Source organism: Novosphingobium sp. KA1 (genome assembly GCF_017309955.1).
In the GTDB taxonomy this organism is placed as follows: domain Bacteria; phylum Pseudomonadota; class Alphaproteobacteria; order Sphingomonadales; family Sphingomonadaceae; genus Novosphingobium.
Genome location: NZ_CP021248.1, coordinates 247,694 through 264,278 on the forward strand (window position 1 = coordinate 247,694; position 16,585 = coordinate 264,278).

The window sequence follows — 16,585 nt, forward strand, 5'->3', positions numbered from 1 at the left end:
ACTCTCGATGGTTATTTCGGTGAGAACTCAGCGGTATTCGAACCTCCGGTTTCAGGTACTGGAAAATCGCTGTCGAATGGCCACAATGGGCGCGTCACCGACCGGCACCTGTCAAAATTCCGAGGGACCGGTTTCAGCGCAAGCCGTCATTCCAGCGCCCGCACCGGAATGCCTTGAGTTGGCCGCACTCGCCTTCCTGATTTAAATCCGTCTCCCAAAAAGTATGTATCACACGAAATAAACTTAGGCGGAGTCTTGAAAAAGAGTTTCATAGGTGTGCGAGGCGTCTCGTAAATAAGACATCCGTTCAAATTGTTCATTCCGATGGAGGGCTGCTTCCAACTTTCTTTTTAGTGTTGACGAGCAAGTGAGGCGATCTTGAATAAAGTGCTTGAGCGCCATGCTACCGATCGTCCGCGACCATATGTCGACAACCAACTTGCCCTGACAGAGTCCCGTTGCGCCATAATCTGCATCGAGCATTGCGGCGCATATTGCAATCAGACAACGGCGCAGGGACGGGCTAGCAAGTGCGAGTGGCATTTCACAGGACGGTTCGTCTGGGCAACCGTCTTCGAGTGTGAGCGCGGGCGTGGCAAAGCGATCGAAAAGTTCATCACGTAGCCCTGCGCGCCTGCGAGCCCTCGCTAGGAGAAGGCAGATTGTGGAGGTTTCGTCGAGCAGCTGAGAGGCTGAGGTGTCGTTGAAGCGGAATTGGTCCGGCACTTTTCCTGTGAGGGCATCGCGCAGCGCAGCTTCGAAACCTGCGATCATTTTCCAAAGCGAATGCGCCGCTGGCTCCAGTTCAAGCGCCCCAGGATTTGCCCGTTCGAGACCCCGACGGCAGCGGGCGCAGCACATCCTCGGCGGCCCTTGCGGTGACCGCTTCATCGCCCAATCGACACTCCCGCAAGTGACGCATCGGTCGACGAGCGGCCAGTTGTGTCGGGAACAAAAGCCTCCCGCAGCCATAGCCCAGTCGGCGCGGACATAGGCGGCGCGGCCCCCAGCATAGTCCTCGGCGAGGCAACGGCTGCACCAGGTAATCCGCAGGGAAAGAGCGGGCTCGCAGTCCCGACCAAGATAATCGGATGGAACGTAGCGCCAGGCCACAAAGTCTGGGTTGATCCTGGGATACCGATAGCAGAGGCCGAGTTTGGCAATCTGGGTCGGCGCAATGCCGGTGTTTGAGGCAAGTTCAGTGATCATCGATTTGGTCGGGTGGACGTCCGGATGACGCCAGTGGCCGGCGCTATTTCGAGAGGCGCGAAGAGAAGGCTCGTTCATAGCATTCCGATTGGGTCGCATGCGCGTCAGCCACGAACTGAGAAGCTCATCCGGGAATGGCTCCACGAAAGTCATAGGATCGCTCGGCCGATTGTCTTTCGCTTGCCCGCCGAGGCATACATGGAGACGAGAGGCAGTGTTACGTCCTTGGCGTCGAAGCTTGCTGCGTCGAGCATTTCCTGGCCATCGCGGATCGCCGCGACGGCAGCCGCCTCAATGAGCCTGAATATTCGGCCGGTCACACCTTGGGTGAGGGCTAGTAAACGTTGCCGCGCTTCGACGGTGTCGAGCCGCGAAGGTCGTCTGAGGGGCAGCAGACCAGAAAAGCTCGCAAGGAGCTGGCGCAGGGCGTGATCGTTACACCATGGCATCAACTCGAACGCTCCGAACCGATCAGCAAGGTTCGGATCGGTCAGGACGGCCATGCGCGCCTCCTCGGTGCCTGCGCAGACAATCGGAATTTTGAGGTCATTCGTCAGAAAGCGAATTGTATTGAGGAACACCCGCTGCTGGCGCGGCGTGCCTGCGAGCATCTTGTCGATTTCGTCCAGGACAAGCACCTTGGTTTCGACTTCGGCAAGCAAGTGTCTCGCTTCCGCCCGCATCGATCGCACGGACAGGGAGCTAAGCTCGACGCAATTGAGCGCGGTCAGCAGTTCGGTGTAAAATTGATCCTCCGTCGGCTCCGGCGGCATCTGCACCAGCAGCACTGGCATCCTGCTAAGCCCCGTCCTTATATCGAACTGGGGCGCATGCAGTTTGGAGAAGCGGCTGACGATCTCGGTCTTGCCCATCCCGGTGGAACCAAACAATAACAGGCAGGGCATTCGCCCTCGAGGTGGATAGATCACCAGGTCCTCGAGGTGACAGAGCGCGGCTTCAGCCTGTGGCAACGAAATCCAACGGTCGCGCCGAAGCCAGTCCACCCGGGCCTCATCAGTCAGTTCGGCATACTCGCGGTAAGCCGGGAAGAGATGACCGTAGAGCGTGCTCATGACCGTTCCTCGATGGCGAGCGGGACGACTGGCCCGTCGAGATTTGGTGCTGCGAGTTGTTCGTTAGCTTCTCGAGCCTCGAGGTGAACCGTAGGCGGCTCGCCGCGGATGAGCGCATCGACGAGGCGTTGGGTCGTTCGTCGAGCCCCTCGGGTTTTCGTCACGGCGGCGAGTACGATACTACGCTGTGTGCTCACCATCTCGAACAGCATCTGCTCGTCGACCGCGCCGCGCCCGCGCTCTCGAAGCGCTCTCAGGGCATAGTCGTGTTCGAACTTCGTGATCGCTGGGCGGCGCTTATCGCGGAGGGGGACAATCACATGCTCGCCGCCGGGCAGTTCGAGATAAACCGTCGAAAGGTTGAGCGGATTGTATTTGATGGGGAATTTATGGACGCTGTTCGCCACCAATGTGGTCAAAGCGCCATGCCAGTAGACCAGATGGAAGAGCTTGATGCCGTCGCGCCGAACCCGGCGCATTTCGAATGGAAGGAAGTCGAACAAAAAGCGTTGTTGGTCAGCCGGTAGCCTAAGTGGCTCAGTGCGCTTTGTCTGGTCGTCGCGCCACGCGGTCATCGGCGGAACGCCGAGAGCTCGGTGGATAGTACCATGATAGATGCCCACTTGGAGCGCAAACCACCGCTCGAATTCCTTGAGGGTCATACAGGCCTCGCCCTCGGCGTCGTAGTCCCCCTTATTTTGAATGTTCGAGAAGGTGGTCCCCGGAAGTAGATGCACTTCGCCGATGGTAGTGCCTATCAGGCGCTCAATGTGCCCGCCAAAGTGCGGCGTACGCGGAGGACGATAATGAAGGTCTATTCCGAATTGCTGGCAGCCGCGCGTGAGCGCGCGTGAATGAAATTCCGAGGCGTTATCAAGATGGAGGATGTCGGGCAGGCCGAAAACGGGCCATGCGAACGCAAGGTCCCGGTCGGCCAGCCAAGCATCTTTGGGTAGAACCGCATGGCGGATCGCCATGCCGACCGATGTCGCCGATGGTTTCTCCAAAGAGATGTAGAAGCCGGGAATTACCCGCGTGGCAACATCGATCTGCAGAGTCAGCGTTGGCCGACCCAGAGGCTTCCGGAAATACTCATCGACGATGATGATATCGACGAGAGTGTGATCCATCTGCACGACCTGAAGCGGATATTCCGCCTCATAGGAGGCCCTGACTGGACGAAAGCGATCTGCTGCAGCCTTTGCGCCATCTCGGGCTTCAATAAGGTGTTCGCGCTCCAAGGCATCGACCCTAAGGTGAACCGTTTGCCGGGCCGGAGGTCGAAGGTTCTGCTCCAGGCACGAATAGCGTATCTGCCGAACCAACTGAGCGAGAGTGGGCCTTGGACGGCGGAGATAGAATTTCTCTATCTCGGCATCGATCAGGCGGTCGATCTCGGAATGTAGGCGGGACCGGCCTTTGGGAAATCCGTCGTGCTGGTCGACCAGTGAGCTGGTTACTGGATTTTCCCGGTATCTCGCCAGAAGCTCGTAGATGCGGGACCGGCTGAGGCCCAGCGTCGAGCCAGCTTCTGCAATCGCTTTGTGGCCAAGCCGAGGTTCCGCGGCAAGAGCGCGAATTACCGGCTCGCGCTCGCAAGCTGTACGCCATTGTGAAGGATCAACCGTCGTGAGGGCAGTGCCAGCTTCGGCCATGACCTATCCCCGATTTTTGCCAGGGACTCGTGTTGCCGGGTCCGGTCGTTTTGTAGCAGAACCGCGCCTTCAGGTCGAACGTCCGGAGGTATTCTTACACGTGACCCAAGCTTTTCTGCCATTTTCTCGTCCGCCCGTATTCTTTAACTGACAGAAGGGGCTAGGACAGCTCCCGCGAAGGAGGCGGGGCAAGTGGCGCAAAACGGGCAAAGCGAAGGACCAGGGCCGGGAGGCTTGACCGATCCGGCAGCCGCTGCCGTTCCGGAGGAGGCCTCGGGTCCGCTCCAAGGCTTGGGCTGGGCAGTTGTGAAGATGAAGGCTGAGGCCGGTATCGTGCTCGACGCCGCGCTCTTCGCCGCCTACGAGGCCGCGTCATCACCGCACTCGATCCGTGCCCTGACATCCGACCTCGAAGCCTTTGACCTGTGGTGCCGGCGCCAGGGGCTGGCCGCGCTCCCCGCCACGTCGTCGCAAGTCGCGGCCTATCTGCAGGCCAGGGCCGGGGAAGGTGCGAAGCCCGCCTCGCTGAGCCGGTACAAAGCCTCGCTCGCCAAGATCCACCAGTTGCTGGGGCTGGCCGATCCGACAAAGGCGGAACTGGTCAAGCTCACGCTCGCGGCGCACCGGCGCGGGGTCGGCTCCGCGCAGGCGCAGGCGCGCCCCTTGCGCTTCAAGGGGGCGGTCAAGGATGTGGCGCGCGATCAACCCCATGGGCTCAACGTGCGCGCGCTGCTCGAAGCTTCGGGCGAGGATCTCACGGGGCTACGCGACCGCGCGCTGCTCTCGGTTGCCTACGATACCGGCCTTCGCGCCAGCGAACTCGTGGCCATCACGGTCGAGCACATCCTCGAGGCGCTCGATCCCGAGGCGCGGCTGCTGGAAATCCCGCGCAGCAAGGGGGACCAGGACGGGGAAGGGGCCACGGCCTATCTTTCCCCGCGTTCGGTGCACGCGATCACGGCTTGGTGCAAGGCAGCAGGGATCACGCAAGGGCCGCTGTTCCGCCGGGTCCAGGTGCGCCGGTACAAGGCACGCGGTGCCATCAAGCCGCGCGCGATCGAGACGATCTCGGGGCGCGAGGCGTGGGATCTGGGGAAACTAAAGGGCAAGCCGGCGGTTGCGGCCCGCGCCGAATATACTGTTGGCGAAAAGCCGCTCCATCCCGGCGCGATCGGGCCGATCTGGCGCGCGATGGTGGTGCGCGCTTTCGAAGCGGGCGCGCTGCCCGATCTGATGCGCGATGACCTCGCGCGCGTTTTGAAGGGAATTTCTGCGCACTCGACCCGGGTGGGGCTTAACCAGGACTTGTTTGCGAGCGGAGAGGACCTGGCCGGGATCATGGATGCCCTGCGCTGGAAATCCCCGCGCATGCCGCTCGCCTACAACCGTAATCTCGCCGCCGAGCAGGGCGCCGCCGGAAGGCTCATGGCGAAGCTGGGATAAGCTTGGGTGTTTGGTCCCAGCATGTGATGGTGTAAATTTGTCGCCATCACAGCGGAGGGAGCTATGGGCCAGGTTCTCCACGGCAGCGCCAAGACCACGCACGCCATTCGAGGCGAGCTGCAGCGATCGCAAGCTTCGGTCGCGAACCTCGCGAAGCGATACGGGATCAATGAAAAGACCGTCCTGAAGGGATCACCTCGAGCGTCTCGGTGACATCCTCGCCAAGCTTGGACAGCCGGCTCCCGCCGCAAGCCGGGCAAGAGCACGGTGCCGGCACCACAACCCTCTCGCGAGGCAGGTGCTCGGGAAACGGCTTTCTGACCGGCCGCTTGCGCTCGAAGGCGGTGACGGTCGCCGTCTTCTCGGCCGCGACTTCGGCAGCAAGATCGTCCTCGGCCGCATCAACCTCAAGCTCTTCGAGCTGCAGTTCCATCTGTTCTAGCAGGCGGCGGGTGCGCTCGGCGCTGGCGCCGTACTGCTCGCGCCTGAGCTTGGCGATCTGCAGCTTGAGGGGGTGACTACACGAAAGTGAGTTTTACGTACGCGATACACGAACGAATGCAGTACGATTACGGGGGAAGGCTGCTACAGGCGCCAGCGCTCATCGGAACATAGAAGGTTTTGCGGGCCAAACGAACGGTAGCGAGCCTAGGATAAAGCCCAAAAACGTTGCCTGAAGCGGCACCGAAAAGCCAAATGCCGGAATGCTCAAAGCTACCAGAGCGTAGGTGTTTGCAGCGACGTCACCGATCATTATTGACGCGGCCAAAACCAATCCCGCCCGTCTGAAGGTAAGCGTCCGGCCTCCCGCGTGTTGCGGCATTTCAGCTCGGCGCTGATGGACCTTCGCTAAGGAGTCTCTTTCTGGACTCCAGAAGGAGGCCAAGTGAAGGATCGGGTGGAGATCATCGCGCGCACCGAACGGCGCAGGAAGTTTTCGGATGCTGAGAAGGCGGCAATCCTCGCCGAGGCGGATGCAGACGGCGTATCGGTCCGTCAAGTCGCTGAGCGCCATGAGATTGCCGAGAGCTTGATCTATAATTGGCGGTCAGCGCGTCGTCAGGCGGCGGCCATCGCGAGCGAGGCGCTCGAGTTCATTCCCTACGGCGCGATTATGACGGCGGAGCTTACGGCCGCGTCGGCGATGCCCGAGCCCCAGAAGGCGCCGCGACCTGTTTCGTCGCCGATGCCGTCAGCGCCGGAGGAACTGATCCGCCCACATCCCGGTGTCCGCCCCGGCGCCATAGACATAGATCTGCCGAGCGGGGTGCGCCTGTCGGTGGACAGCTATGTCAACGAGAAGGCGCTGGCCCGCGTGCTGCGTGCATTCCGGGATGTCTTGTGATCTCGCTGGCACCCGGAACGAAGGTCTACTTGGCAAGCAAGCCGGTCAGCATGCGGCTCGGCTTCGATGGACTGGCGGCATTGGTCCGGCCCCTGTTCGCGGTCGAGCCTTATGGTGGGCATGTCTTTCTTTTCCGCAGCAAGAGCGGCAACTTACCGACATTCGACATACGTTTTGCGCCGCGATACGATCCGGTATCCGTGGCATCCATTTTCCGGGATTGAACTGCAGGTCGCTCCATTCCGGCGCGGCAAGCAGCTGAAACTTATCATCACAGATCTGTTGCCCGGCTACTCACGCGAGGTCCCGCTGTGGATGTTCGACGCCGACTATTGCAGCGGCATGGCCAAAGGCGCGCCCGAAATCAGCGTCGAGGGCCTCACCGAGTTGGCGCGATTGCTTGGTGTGTTGGGGAAGACTCGGAAACGTCGGGCAACATCCGCTCCTTCAGAATCGAAGGAGAAAGGTTGTGCGAGCATCCCGACGCCAAAACAGAACACAGCTCAAGCTGCAGTTCGATCCCCCAGTTCCGAAACCGTTGGACGGCATGCGCCCGAAGGGCGTGGTGGAGACACTGGCCGATCTGCTTCTGGAAGCAGTCGGCGCAACGGCAGTCGAGGGAGGCGTGGATGACCACCAAGGTAACGCCTGAGCATCTCTCCCGCGCGGCCGTTGTTTACGTCCGCCAATCGACCATGGCGCAAGTGACCGGGAACCTGGAAAGCCAGCGCCGCCAATATGACCTTGCCGGTGCGGCGAACGCGATAGGCTTTGCGACCGTGACAGTCATTGATGAAGATCTTGGTCGTTCGGGTTCGGGCAGCATGGAACGACCTGGTTTTGAGAAGCTGGTCGGGCTGGTCTGCACAGGTAACGTCGGGGCCGTCTATTGCATCGAGGCATCTCGCCTTGCCCGCAACGGACGCGATTGGCACCATCTGATCGACCTGTGTGCTCTCGCCGGTACGCTGGTCATCGATCCCGATGGCACTTATGATCCTCGCCTGATCAATGATCGTCTTCTGCTCGGGCTGAAAGGAACGATGTCCGAATATGAGCTCAGTCTGATCCGGCAGCGCGGTTTGGCCGCGCGCGATGCCAAGGTTCGAAGGGGCGAATATCGCTTTGCCCTTCCGCCGGGCCTGCGCTGGAACGAAATCGACGCCATCGAGATCGACCCGGACGAACACGTCCAAGAGGCCGTCCGACTGGTGTTCGCCAAGTTCAGGGAACTCGGTAGCGCCCGGCAGGTGTTCCTTTGGCTTCGTGCGGCCAACCTCAAGATGCCGGTGATGCGCCGGAACGTGGAGATCTGCATTACAGTGTGGAAGGCTCCAGCCTACCACACTGTAATGCAGATATTGCATAACCCCCTTTACGCTGGTGCTTATGCCTTCGGCCGCGTGGGGCAGCGCACCAAGGTCGTCGATGGGCGATCTCGGAAGACCGGCGGCTACAAGAAGCCACGAAACGAGTGGTCGACACTGATCCATGACCATCATCCGGGCTACATCAGTTGGCAGGAATACGAGGAAAACCAACGCCTGCTACTCGAGAACGCTCACATGAAGAAGAACTGTGATCGAAAGTCGGGCCGCGGCGGACGGGCGTTGTTGACCGGCTTGATGCGCTGCGGACGCTGTGGACGAATGATGCGCGTGTTCTACGGCATGGCAAAGGGACATGCGCATCGTTACCAATGCCGCGGTGACGACGGGCATGTTGGTGCTGGACTCTGTATCGGCATCGGCGGCGTACGTGTCGACAAGGCCGTTGCGTTGGCCTGCCTTGACGCAGTCTCCGACCGCGCCGTGGAGGCGGCAATCTTCGCATCGGATCAGTTGGCGCGATCCACCAACGACATCGTCGCCGCGATCGAGCGCGACCTTGAAGGTGAGCGCTACGAGGCGTCGCTTGCCGCGCGTCGATATGAGTTGGTTGATCCAGCGAAACGGCACGTCGCCCGGGAACTCGAAGCGCGATGGAATGCGGCCTTGGAGCGCGTTGCGGAGTTGGAAAAGCGCATCGAGGAGAAACGTGCTGGCTTGGCTGCACAGCCAAAGATCGATCGCGCTCTGCTGCTCCAACTTGCCCAAGACCTGCCAGCTGTCTGGAATGCCCCGTCGACCGACACGCGCACAAAACAGCGCTTGATCCACTCTCTCGTCAAGGAAATCGTCTTCGAACTCGACAATGACACTAACGAAGCCGTGCTGCTCATCCATTGGGTCGGCGGCCGCCACTCCGAGCTTCGAGTGGGGCGAGTCAAGTGTGGGCGTCCCCCGACAGATGCCACCCCGACAGCAGTTCAGGCACTTCGCAAGCTTGCCGGGCACTGGTCCGATCGAGATCTTGCCGTCTCCCTCAATCGCATGCTGTGCAGGACCAGTGACGGGGAAACCTGGACGACGGTGCGCGTGCGCGACATGCGCGAGCGGCTCGGGCTTCCCGAATATGATCCAGCGAAGAGCGATGGAAAGTACATCAGCTTGGGCAAAGCGGCCGAACAACTCGGTATCTGTAGGGGCTCAGCGCAGATGCTGGTCGGGAAAAAGATACTGCCGGCCACGCAAATCATGAAAGGGGCGCCGTACCTCGTTCCCATCGAAGCGCTCTCCTCGGAAGCCGTTAGGATAGGGGTGCAAACCGTCATCGACAGACGACCCAAACATTATGAGGATTATCAATACGATAAAGTTGTCCGCCTTCCGGGCATCTGATGGAGCAATGCATTATGAAACGCAGTGTGCCAACTACCTGAAGGCGCTGCATTGGGATGGCACCGGGCTTTGCCTGTTCGCCAAGCGTTTGGAGCGCAGCCGTTTCGTCTGGCCGCCGCTCATCGAAGGCGGTGTCGTGCTGACCCCAGCGCAGTTTGCGCTGCTGATCGAAGCGATGGATTGGCGGCGCACAGTGGCCCCTGATCCGCCTCGCTTGCCGGTGCAGATTTGACGCGATAATCGGCGTATTTCCGGGCTTTCTGCTTGGGCAGAAGGCCACATTCTGCTATCGGGAAGCGTGTCTCCCGACGATCTCGAACTCCCTACTGATCCCGCAGAACTGCGCGCTTTTGCTGAGGCGATGCGCGCACGTCTGGCGGCTTCGGAGCAGGCGCTGGAAGCCGAACGGGCGGCGCATGACGAGACCCGTGAGAAGCTCGAGACGGCCCAGCATTCGATCAAGCTGACGGCGCTGCAGATCGAGAAGTTCAAGGTCCAACTGGCCCGCCTCCGGCGCATGAAGTTCGGTCAGTCATCGGAGCGCCTTGCTCTTCAGGCCGATCAGCTCGAACTGACGCTGGAGGATCTCGAGGCCGAGCATGCCCATGCCGAGTGTGTGGTCGACGGCCATGTGCCCGAAGAAGCCCCGGCCAGGACTGCCCCTCGCAAGCCTCGCCGTGCACCACTGCCCGACCACCTTCCTCGCGATGAGGTTATGCATGCAGCACCGGATGCCGACGGCTGCTCCTGTCAGTGGGCGTGTAATCCTCCGCAAATGTGGGCTTTGAAAATTCCCTGATTGTTGGACCTGGTTGCCCAATGAGCCGGGGTTAACCCCGGCTCATTGGGCAATGCCAAAATCGGCGCGATGATCTCCTGTGGGAGGCCCGCCGATGATCCGACTTGGAGAAGCCATGATGATACTGGAGTTGCACCGGCAGGGGCTGTCGGTGACCGCGATCGCCCGTCGGACGGGCCGCGATCCCAAGACCATTCGCAAATACATCGAGCGCGGCGTCGAGGTGCCGGCGTACGGCCCGCGCCAGTTAGGGCGGCCATGCAAGATCGCGCCGTACATGGAGTTCCTGCGTGAGCGGATTACCGCCTTCCCTGATCTCACGGCCTCAAGGCTCACTCGCGAGATCAGGGAGATGGGCTACGTCGGCGCCTACACCGCAGTGAAGCGCTACCTCGCAGCCATCCGGCCGGACCATGATCCCAAGCCCTACGAAGTTCGCTTCGAGACCAGGGCTGGCGTGCAGGCACAGGTCGATTTCGCCCGGTTCGTCGTCGAGTTTACCGCCGAACCGGGTGTGGCGCGCATCGTCTGGCTATTTGGCCTCGTGCTCGGCTACTCGCGCTTCCTCTTTGCCCGCTATGTGCTGCATCAGGACCTGCAAACGCTGCTGCGCTGCCATATGCAGGCGTTCGAGGCGCTGGACGGCGTGCCGATCGAGATCCTTTACGACCGGATGAAGACGGCGGTGACCGGCGAGGATGACCAGGGGCATATTGTCTACAACAACTCGCTGTTGGCGATGGCAAAGCATTACCGCTTCCAGCCTCGAGCATGTCGACCATATCGCGCCAAGACGAAGGGCAAGATCGAGCGACCGTTCCGCTATATCCGCGAGGACTTCTTCCTGGGTCGCAGCTTCCGCAACATGGAGGACCTCAACGCCCAGCTCATCGACTGGCTCGACAACGTCGCGAATGCGCGGGTGCATGGGACGACCCAGCGCGTGGTAGCGGAGGCCTTCGCCGAGGAGCAAGAAGAGCTGCAACGCCTGCCCGAGCACCGCTTCAATGCCGTCTTGAAGCTCGAGCGGCGGGTCAGCCACGACGGCCTCGTAGCCGTCGGTGGCAACTATTACAGCGTTCCTGACCGAACTCGCCGGATCGTTGAGATCGAGCAGTTGCCGGACCTGGTCCGCATTATGGATCGCGGCATCATCGTTGCCGAACATCCTGTGCTCGAAGGGCGCCGGCAATATCGCATCGATCAGCGCCATCGCACCGGACGCCCCGCGTCGCGAACGCAGGACCGGCCCATGACGGTGGTCGGCCGGATCGGCGATCATGTGCCGCTGCGTTCGCTCGCGGTCTACGAGGCCATCGGCGCGAGCCTGGCCATGGAGGGTCGGCCATGAACGGTGCAGCACCGTCCACGCGCATCGACTCCATTCGGCGGAGCCTGGTCAACCTCAAGATGCCCCGTGCGCTCGAAATGCTCGATGCGACCCTACGGCGTATCGAGCAGGGCCAGATCGACGGCATCGAAGCGCTCGACGAGTTGCTCAGCGAAGAACTCTCGCTACGCGAGAACCGGCGGATCAAGGCGGCCCTGCGCATGGCCCGGTTACCGGTCGTCAAGACCCTTGCCGGCTACGACTTCTCGTTCCAGCCCTCGCTCGACCGCAATCGCATCCTTGCGCTCGCCGGCCTCGACTTCATTGAACGGGCCGAGGTTGTCCACCTGCTCGGTCCGCCTGGTACCGGCAAGAGCCACATCGCGACCGCACTGGCGGTCGAGGCCGTGCGCGCCGGCAAAGCGGTCTACTTCATCCCGCTGGCCGATCTGATCGCACAGCTTGCCAAGGCCGAGCGCGAAGGCACGCTCAGGGAGAAGATCCGCTTCCTCACCAGGGCATCACTGTTGGTCGTCGACGAGATCGGATACCTGCCGGTCACGCCCGGCGGCGCCAACCTGTTCTTCCAGCTCGTCAACGCACGCTACGAGAAGGGCGCCATGATCCTCACCTCCAACCGCGGCTTCGCCGAATGGGGAGAGGTCTTCGGTGATCCCGTCGTCGCCACGGCCCTGCTCGACCGGCTGCTACACCACGCGGTCGTCATCCAGATCGAGGGGTCCAGCTATCGCATGCGTGAGCACGCCGCGCTCGTGCCCGAAAACGTGCGTAACGGCGCCGCGTTCAATCCGCCCCCGCAAAAACGGCGCGGCCGTCCACCGTTGAAAGGAAAAACCGATCTCGAATACGGCTGATCACCGTGCCATCCCGAACCGCCAACCTAGGGAATTTTGGGCGCCCACATCTGGGGAAAGTTCGGTGCCCGTTGACAGCTCCGCCTGTGGGGGCACGATGGGCAAGCTCGGCGAGGACGTGACCGAAGTGCTGGAATATGTCCCCGGCCGGTTTCGCGTCGTCCGTCATGTTCGGCCCAAGCTGTCCTGCAACCGCTGCGATGCGATCAGCCAGGCACCAGCCCCGGCGCTGCCCGTGCCGCGGGGCCGTACGGGGCCTGGCTTGCTGGCCCACGTCATCGTTTCCAAGTTCGCCGATCACTTGCCGTTATACCGTCAGTCGCAGATCTACGCGATGTCACCCGAACTGACAAACTGACCCCCTGACGAATCCAAGAACTGCCCCCCTCGGGTTTGACGAGAGGAGGGACAGATGACGACAGGTGTTTCAGAGTTTCCCGCACGATTGAGGTCGATGCAGGGAGAGGAAATGCTTCAGGCAGAGGAGGTGGCCGCGATGATGCGGCTGCATGAACTGGGCTGGGGAGCCAAGCGGCTTGCGAAGGAGTTTGGCTGCGCGCGCAACACGGTCCGCCGCTATCTTCGTGCGGGCGGTGTGGCCCTCTTCAACAAGCCGACGCGCAAGACAGCATTCGACGGGCTCGATGACTGGCTGCGCGAACGTTTCTTCCGGCATGGCGGCAATGCCGATGTCGTGCGTCAGGAACTGGCCAGCGAGCACGGGATCGAGATTGGCCTGCGGTCGGTCGAGCTTCGGGTTCAGCGCTGGCGCCGGGAGTTGAAGGCGCAGAAGCGGGCGACGGTACGCTTCGAGACGCCTCCCGGCCATCAACTGCAGATCGATTTTGGCGAGGCGCGGGTCTGGATCGGCGACGAGCGGATCCGCGTGCATATGTTTGTTGCAACGCTTGGCTACTCGCGTCGAATGCATATCCGCCCATCGCTTCGCGAGCGCCAGATCGACTGGTTCGAAGGCATGGAGGGGACTTTCCTACGCTTCGGAGGCGTGCCCACCGAGGTCCTCTTCGACAATGCCAGGGCGCTGGTCGAGCATCATGATGCCGCGACACGCGAGGTCCGCTTCAACGGCCGGCTTCACGCCTTTGCCCGGTATTGGGGCTTCAAGCCCCGTGCATGCGCACCTTATCGGGCCCGCACCAAGGGCAAGGATGAACGTGGCGTCGGTTACGTGAAGCACAATGCAATCGCCGGGCGCCGCTTCCCGTCCTGGGGCGCCTTTGTTGCTCACCTCGACCAGTGGAACCGGGAGATCGCCGACCAGCGTGTCCATGGCACGACCGGCGAATTACCCATCGTGCGGTTCGCCGATGAGGCCAAGGCACTTCGACCCTTGGGCGGCCGCGCTCCCTTCGGCCAGCTGCGGGACCTGATCCGCAAGGTTCGCCCCGATTGTGCGATTGACCTCGATACCAACAGCTACTCGGTCCCCTGGCGCCTGGTCGGTGAGACGGTGCAGGTCGTGGTTCTGGCCGGCCGCGTGATCGTGCGTCATGCCGGCGAAGTCGTAGCCGATCACCCGGTTTGCGAGGGCCGCCGCCAGCAGATCACCGACAAAGCTCACCTGGCGGGGCTGGTTGGTACTGGTCTGGTCCGGCAAGCGGCGCCATTACCCGTACAGGCGCCGGCCTTGCTGCGCCCGCTCGCCGAGTATGAGGCGGTAGCCGGAGGAGGCTGGTGATGGCGACCATCGATCACGAAGCGCTGGTGGCTATGCTCGACCGGCTCAAGCTCACCGCGATCCGCGACCAGCTCGATACGCTGCTGGACGAGGCCGCGCGTTCGGAAATGACCTTGCGCGAGTCCCTGACCTTCCTCGTCCAGCGCGAAATTGCCCGGCGTGACGAGCGGCGCATATCGATGGCGAGCAAGCTCGCCCAGTTCCCGTTCGTGCGTGAATTGGACGGCTTCGAGTTCGATGCGCAGCCCTCGCTGGATCCTGGGCAGATCCGCGAACTCGCGACCTGCCGGTGGATCGCGCATGGCGACACGACGCTGTTCCTGGGGCCGCCCGGGACCGGCAAGACGCACCTAGCCGTCGCCCTGGGCCGGGAAGCCATCCGGCAGAACTACTCGGTCCAGTTCGTTACCGCGGCGACCCTGGTAGCGATGCTGGCCAAGGCCCACGACGACGGGCTGCTCGACAAACAGTTGACCCAGCTAAGCCGTCCCAAACTCCTGATCATCGACGAATTGGGCTATCTGCCCTTCGAGGCCAACGCCGCCCATCTGTTCTTCCAGCTGGTCTCGCGGCGATACGAGAAAGGCTCGATCCTGATCACGTCAAACCGTTCAGTAGGCGAATGGGGCAGCGTCTTCGGCGACCCTGTCGTTGCCACCGCAATCCTCGACAGGCTGCTGCATCACTCCACGGTGATCACCATTCGCGGAGACAGCTATCGCCTTCGCGAAAAGCGCAGATCCGGCCTTCTGCAGAAGGCCGGATCTGCGCTCGAAACCAACAACGCCGCCACTTCATGAAAGGGGTCAGTTCTTCACTTCGCCCAAGGGGTCAAATCCTCAGTTCGTTTGACACGCGCGAGAGGGTGTCGAGATCAGCCGCTCGACGATGGCGGACTGGCTGGGGCAGGCAAGCTGGTTGCTGCAACCGATCGTCGATCGGATTGCCGATCACGTCATGGCCAGCGTGAAGCTCCATGCCGATGACACACCCGTCCCCGTGCTGGCGCCGGGGACCGGGAAGACGGCGACCGGCCGGCTCTGGGTATACCTTCGCGATAACCGACGATGGAGCCATCTGGACAAACCGGCAGCGCTGTTTCGCTACAGCCCCGATCGTAAGGGTGAACGACCGCGCGAGCATCTCAAGACCTTTGCGGGCTTCTTGCAGGCCGATGCCTATGCCGGTTTCGAGCGCCTCTACGCGAGTGACCGCCAGCCCGCGCCGATCACGCCCGTTGCCTGCTGGGCCCATGCCCGGCGCAAGCTGAACGATGTCTACAAGGCGGACCCGAACTCGGCTGCGCTCGAAGGGCTGCAACTGATCGGCGAGCTTTACGACGTCGAACGGCAGATCTTGCGTGAGCCTGCAGATTTCCGCCGCAAGGCTCGTAAGCTCTCGAAGCTCAAGGCTCTGGATTTCTTTGCCTGGGCGGACGAGGTGCTGTCCAAGGCATCGGCCCGCTCACCACTGGCGGAGGCGCTGCGATATGCCGTGAAGCTGAAGCCGCAATTGCTGGCTTACACCGAAGACGGCCGACTGGAGATCGACAATAATCCGGCGGAGAATGCCCTCAGGGGCGTAGCCGTTGGCCGCAAGAATTGGATGTTCGCTGGCGCCGACTGTGGAGGTGAGCGCGCCGCCGCCATGTATTCACTGCTAGAAACGGCCAAGCTCAACGGCATCAATCCGCAGGAATGGCTGGCCGACGTCCTCGAGCGCATCGGCAAGGGGCATCCGATCAACCGGATCGACGATCTGCTGCCGTGGGCGTGGTCCAGACCGGAGAATTGAACGCGCAATTTGGGATGGATAGCGGAACGGCTGCGTTCGTGGCAGTGTGTCGCTATGCGTTGTCTAGTTTGCATTCTTGTGGCGTTTATCGTGTCGCCAACTGCGGCGTTGGCTGAGGATTGGCAGCTGATATCAACAACAAACGGGAGCACTCGTTTCGTTGATAGATCAAGCGTCCAACGCAAAGGGCATTTTGCATCTCTAGTCATCGAGAATCGCGGGGATACAACGGAACGTTCTACCGAGAATTTCGATTGTGCCTCTCGCAAAATCAAGGTCTCTATTCAGCTTCCGTCCGTCATTTACACTGACGGAGGTATGGGCCCATCAATGCCGCCTGTTTCCGACTGGATACCAGTCTCCGAAATTGTTGATGGTAACGCGATGTACCGGATCGCCTGTTCACTCGCTGCACCCAAAAGGGCCAAGACGGACGTCCGTTAAAGGGGGGGCTTCTGGCGAGCGGCTTCCTCCTCACCGGTCGTGGACGGACGCTTACGTCTGAAGCGCGATAGAAGTAGCACAATAGCAAGCGCGTCTAAGAATATCAGTGATGTCCAAAATAGCTCGAGTTGAAATGGTCCCCAATCATAGGGCCTCCATCCGTATGCTACAAAGTCTCGCGCATGATTGAAAAAACCGA

Annotated in this window: 13 protein-coding genes and 5 pseudogenes; 13 read left to right on the plus strand and 5 right to left on the minus strand. The window is 61.4% G+C overall.

From position 1 onward, the window contains the following. Positions 1–243: 243 nt before the first annotated feature. From CA833_RS27000 to CA833_RS18805, 4 genes and pseudogenes are all read right to left on the minus strand, one after another. Positions 244–774 (minus strand): hypothetical protein, encoded by a 531-nt coding sequence (locus CA833_RS27000; RefSeq protein WP_228227689.1) that lies wholly within the window; start codon positions 772–774, stop codon positions 244–246. A 168-nt stretch (positions 775–942) separates the two neighbouring features. Continuing rightward, positions 943–1,362 (minus strand): annotated as a pseudogene (locus CA833_RS27300) (TniQ family protein); the annotation flags it as partial. Beyond that, the gene (locus CA833_RS18800) at positions 1,359–2,282 is read right to left on the minus strand and encodes a TniB family NTP-binding protein (protein ID WP_207080788.1); all 924 of its coding nucleotides are present in this window, start codon (positions 2,280–2,282) and stop codon (positions 1,359–1,361) included. The pseudogene CA833_RS27300 and the gene CA833_RS18800, both read right to left, overlap by 4 nt. Next, positions 2,279–3,937, minus strand: coding sequence for a Mu transposase C-terminal domain-containing protein (locus CA833_RS18805; RefSeq protein WP_167381846.1), 1,659 nt, complete (start codon positions 3,935–3,937; stop codon positions 2,279–2,281). The genes CA833_RS18800 and CA833_RS18805 overlap by 4 nt, the downstream gene beginning before the upstream one ends. A gap of 312 nt (positions 3,938–4,249) precedes the next feature. On the opposite strand from CA833_RS18805, the gene CA833_RS18810 reads away from it, so the two are divergent. Then, positions 4,250–5,380, plus strand: a complete 1,131-nt coding sequence (locus CA833_RS18810; protein WP_207080789.1) for a tyrosine-type recombinase/integrase — start codon at positions 4,250–4,252, stop codon at positions 5,378–5,380. Positions 5,381–5,443: 63 nt separating this feature from the next. Further along, positions 5,444–5,587, plus strand: a pseudogene (locus CA833_RS18815) (IS481 family transposase); the annotation flags it as partial. Here CA833_RS18815 and CA833_RS18820 read toward each other — a convergent pair. After that, a pseudogene (locus CA833_RS18820) lies at positions 5,568–5,891 on the minus strand (IS66 family transposase zinc-finger binding domain-containing protein); the annotation flags it as partial. The pseudogenes CA833_RS18815 and CA833_RS18820 sit on opposite strands and share 20 nt — an antisense overlap. 375 nt (positions 5,892–6,266) lie before the next feature. Here CA833_RS18820 and CA833_RS18825 point away from each other — a divergent pair. The 11 genes and pseudogenes from CA833_RS18825 to CA833_RS18875 form a co-directional block, all read left to right on the plus strand. Further along, positions 6,267–6,725 (plus strand): transposase, encoded by a 459-nt coding sequence (locus CA833_RS18825; protein WP_207080790.1) that lies wholly within the window; start codon positions 6,267–6,269, stop codon positions 6,723–6,725. Then, positions 6,722–6,949: an IS66 family insertion sequence element accessory protein TnpB gene (gene tnpB / locus CA833_RS18830; RefSeq protein ID WP_103097987.1), complete on the plus strand. Its 228-nt coding sequence runs from the start codon at positions 6,722–6,724 to the stop codon at positions 6,947–6,949. Before CA833_RS18825 ends, tnpB (CA833_RS18830) begins: the two co-directional genes overlap by 4 nt. 405 nt (positions 6,950–7,354) lie before the next feature. Then, positions 7,355–9,445, plus strand: coding sequence for a recombinase family protein (locus CA833_RS18835; RefSeq protein ID WP_207080791.1), 2,091 nt, complete (start codon positions 7,355–7,357; stop codon positions 9,443–9,445). A gap of 7 nt (positions 9,446–9,452) precedes the next feature. Then, a complete protein-coding gene (gene tnpB / locus CA833_RS18840; RefSeq protein ID WP_207080792.1) occupies positions 9,453–9,677 on the plus strand; it encodes an IS66 family insertion sequence element accessory protein TnpB in 225 nt (74 codons plus the stop codon). Between the two features lie 66 nt (positions 9,678–9,743). After that, the gene (locus CA833_RS18845) at positions 9,744–10,244 is read left to right on the plus strand and encodes a hypothetical protein (RefSeq protein WP_242526535.1); all 501 of its coding nucleotides are present in this window, start codon (positions 9,744–9,746) and stop codon (positions 10,242–10,244) included. 94 nt (positions 10,245–10,338) lie between these two features. Continuing rightward, positions 10,339–11,595, plus strand: coding sequence for an IS21 family transposase (gene istA / locus CA833_RS18850; RefSeq protein WP_207080793.1), 1,257 nt, complete (start codon positions 10,339–10,341; stop codon positions 11,593–11,595). Beyond that, the gene (gene istB, locus CA833_RS18855) at positions 11,592–12,449 is read left to right on the plus strand and encodes an IS21-like element helper ATPase IstB (RefSeq protein ID WP_207080794.1); all 858 of its coding nucleotides are present in this window, start codon (positions 11,592–11,594) and stop codon (positions 12,447–12,449) included. Before istA (CA833_RS18850) ends, istB (CA833_RS18855) begins: the two co-directional genes overlap by 4 nt. A gap of 85 nt (positions 12,450–12,534) precedes the next feature. Then, a pseudogene (locus tag CA833_RS18860) lies at positions 12,535–12,783 on the plus strand (IS66 family transposase zinc-finger binding domain-containing protein); the annotation flags it as partial. Between the two features lie 78 nt (positions 12,784–12,861). Further along, positions 12,862–14,148, plus strand: coding sequence for an IS21 family transposase (gene istA, locus CA833_RS18865; RefSeq protein WP_207080795.1), 1,287 nt, complete (start codon positions 12,862–12,864; stop codon positions 14,146–14,148). Then, on the plus strand, positions 14,148–14,948 hold the full coding sequence (gene istB / locus CA833_RS18870; RefSeq protein WP_207080796.1) for an IS21-like element helper ATPase IstB: 801 nt from the start codon (positions 14,148–14,150) through the stop codon (positions 14,946–14,948). The genes istA (CA833_RS18865) and istB (CA833_RS18870) overlap by 1 nt, the downstream gene beginning before the upstream one ends. Before the next feature lie 67 nt (positions 14,949–15,015). Further along, positions 15,016–15,942: pseudogene (locus CA833_RS18875) on the plus strand (IS66 family transposase); the annotation flags it as partial. Positions 15,943–16,585 lie beyond the last annotated feature (643 nt).

Coding starts and splice junctions, on each gene's coding strand:
- istA (WP_207080793.1), top strand. CDS start 10,339: ATGATCCGACTTGGAGAAGCCATGATGATACTGGAGTTGCACCGGCAG.
- istB (WP_207080794.1), top strand. CDS start 11,592: ATGAACGGTGCAGCACCGTCCACGCGCATCGACTCCATTCGGCGGAGC.
- tnpB (WP_207080792.1), top strand. CDS start 9,453: ATGCATTATGAAACGCAGTGTGCCAACTACCTGAAGGCGCTGCATTGG.
- CA833_RS18835 (WP_207080791.1), top strand. CDS start 7,355: ATGACCACCAAGGTAACGCCTGAGCATCTCTCCCGCGCGGCCGTTGTT.
- istB (WP_207080796.1), top strand. CDS start 14,148: ATGGCGACCATCGATCACGAAGCGCTGGTGGCTATGCTCGACCGGCTC.
- istA (WP_207080795.1), top strand. CDS start 12,862: ATGACGACAGGTGTTTCAGAGTTTCCCGCACGATTGAGGTCGATGCAG.
- CA833_RS18805 (WP_167381846.1), bottom strand. CDS start 3,937: ATGGCCGAAGCTGGCACTGCCCTCACGACGGTTGATCCTTCACAATGG.
- CA833_RS18810 (WP_207080789.1), top strand. CDS start 4,250: ATGAAGGCTGAGGCCGGTATCGTGCTCGACGCCGCGCTCTTCGCCGCC.
- CA833_RS27000 (WP_228227689.1), bottom strand. CDS start 774: ATGATCGCAGGTTTCGAAGCTGCGCTGCGCGATGCCCTCACAGGAAAA.
- CA833_RS18800 (WP_207080788.1), bottom strand. CDS start 2,282: ATGAGCACGCTCTACGGTCATCTCTTCCCGGCTTACCGCGAGTATGCC.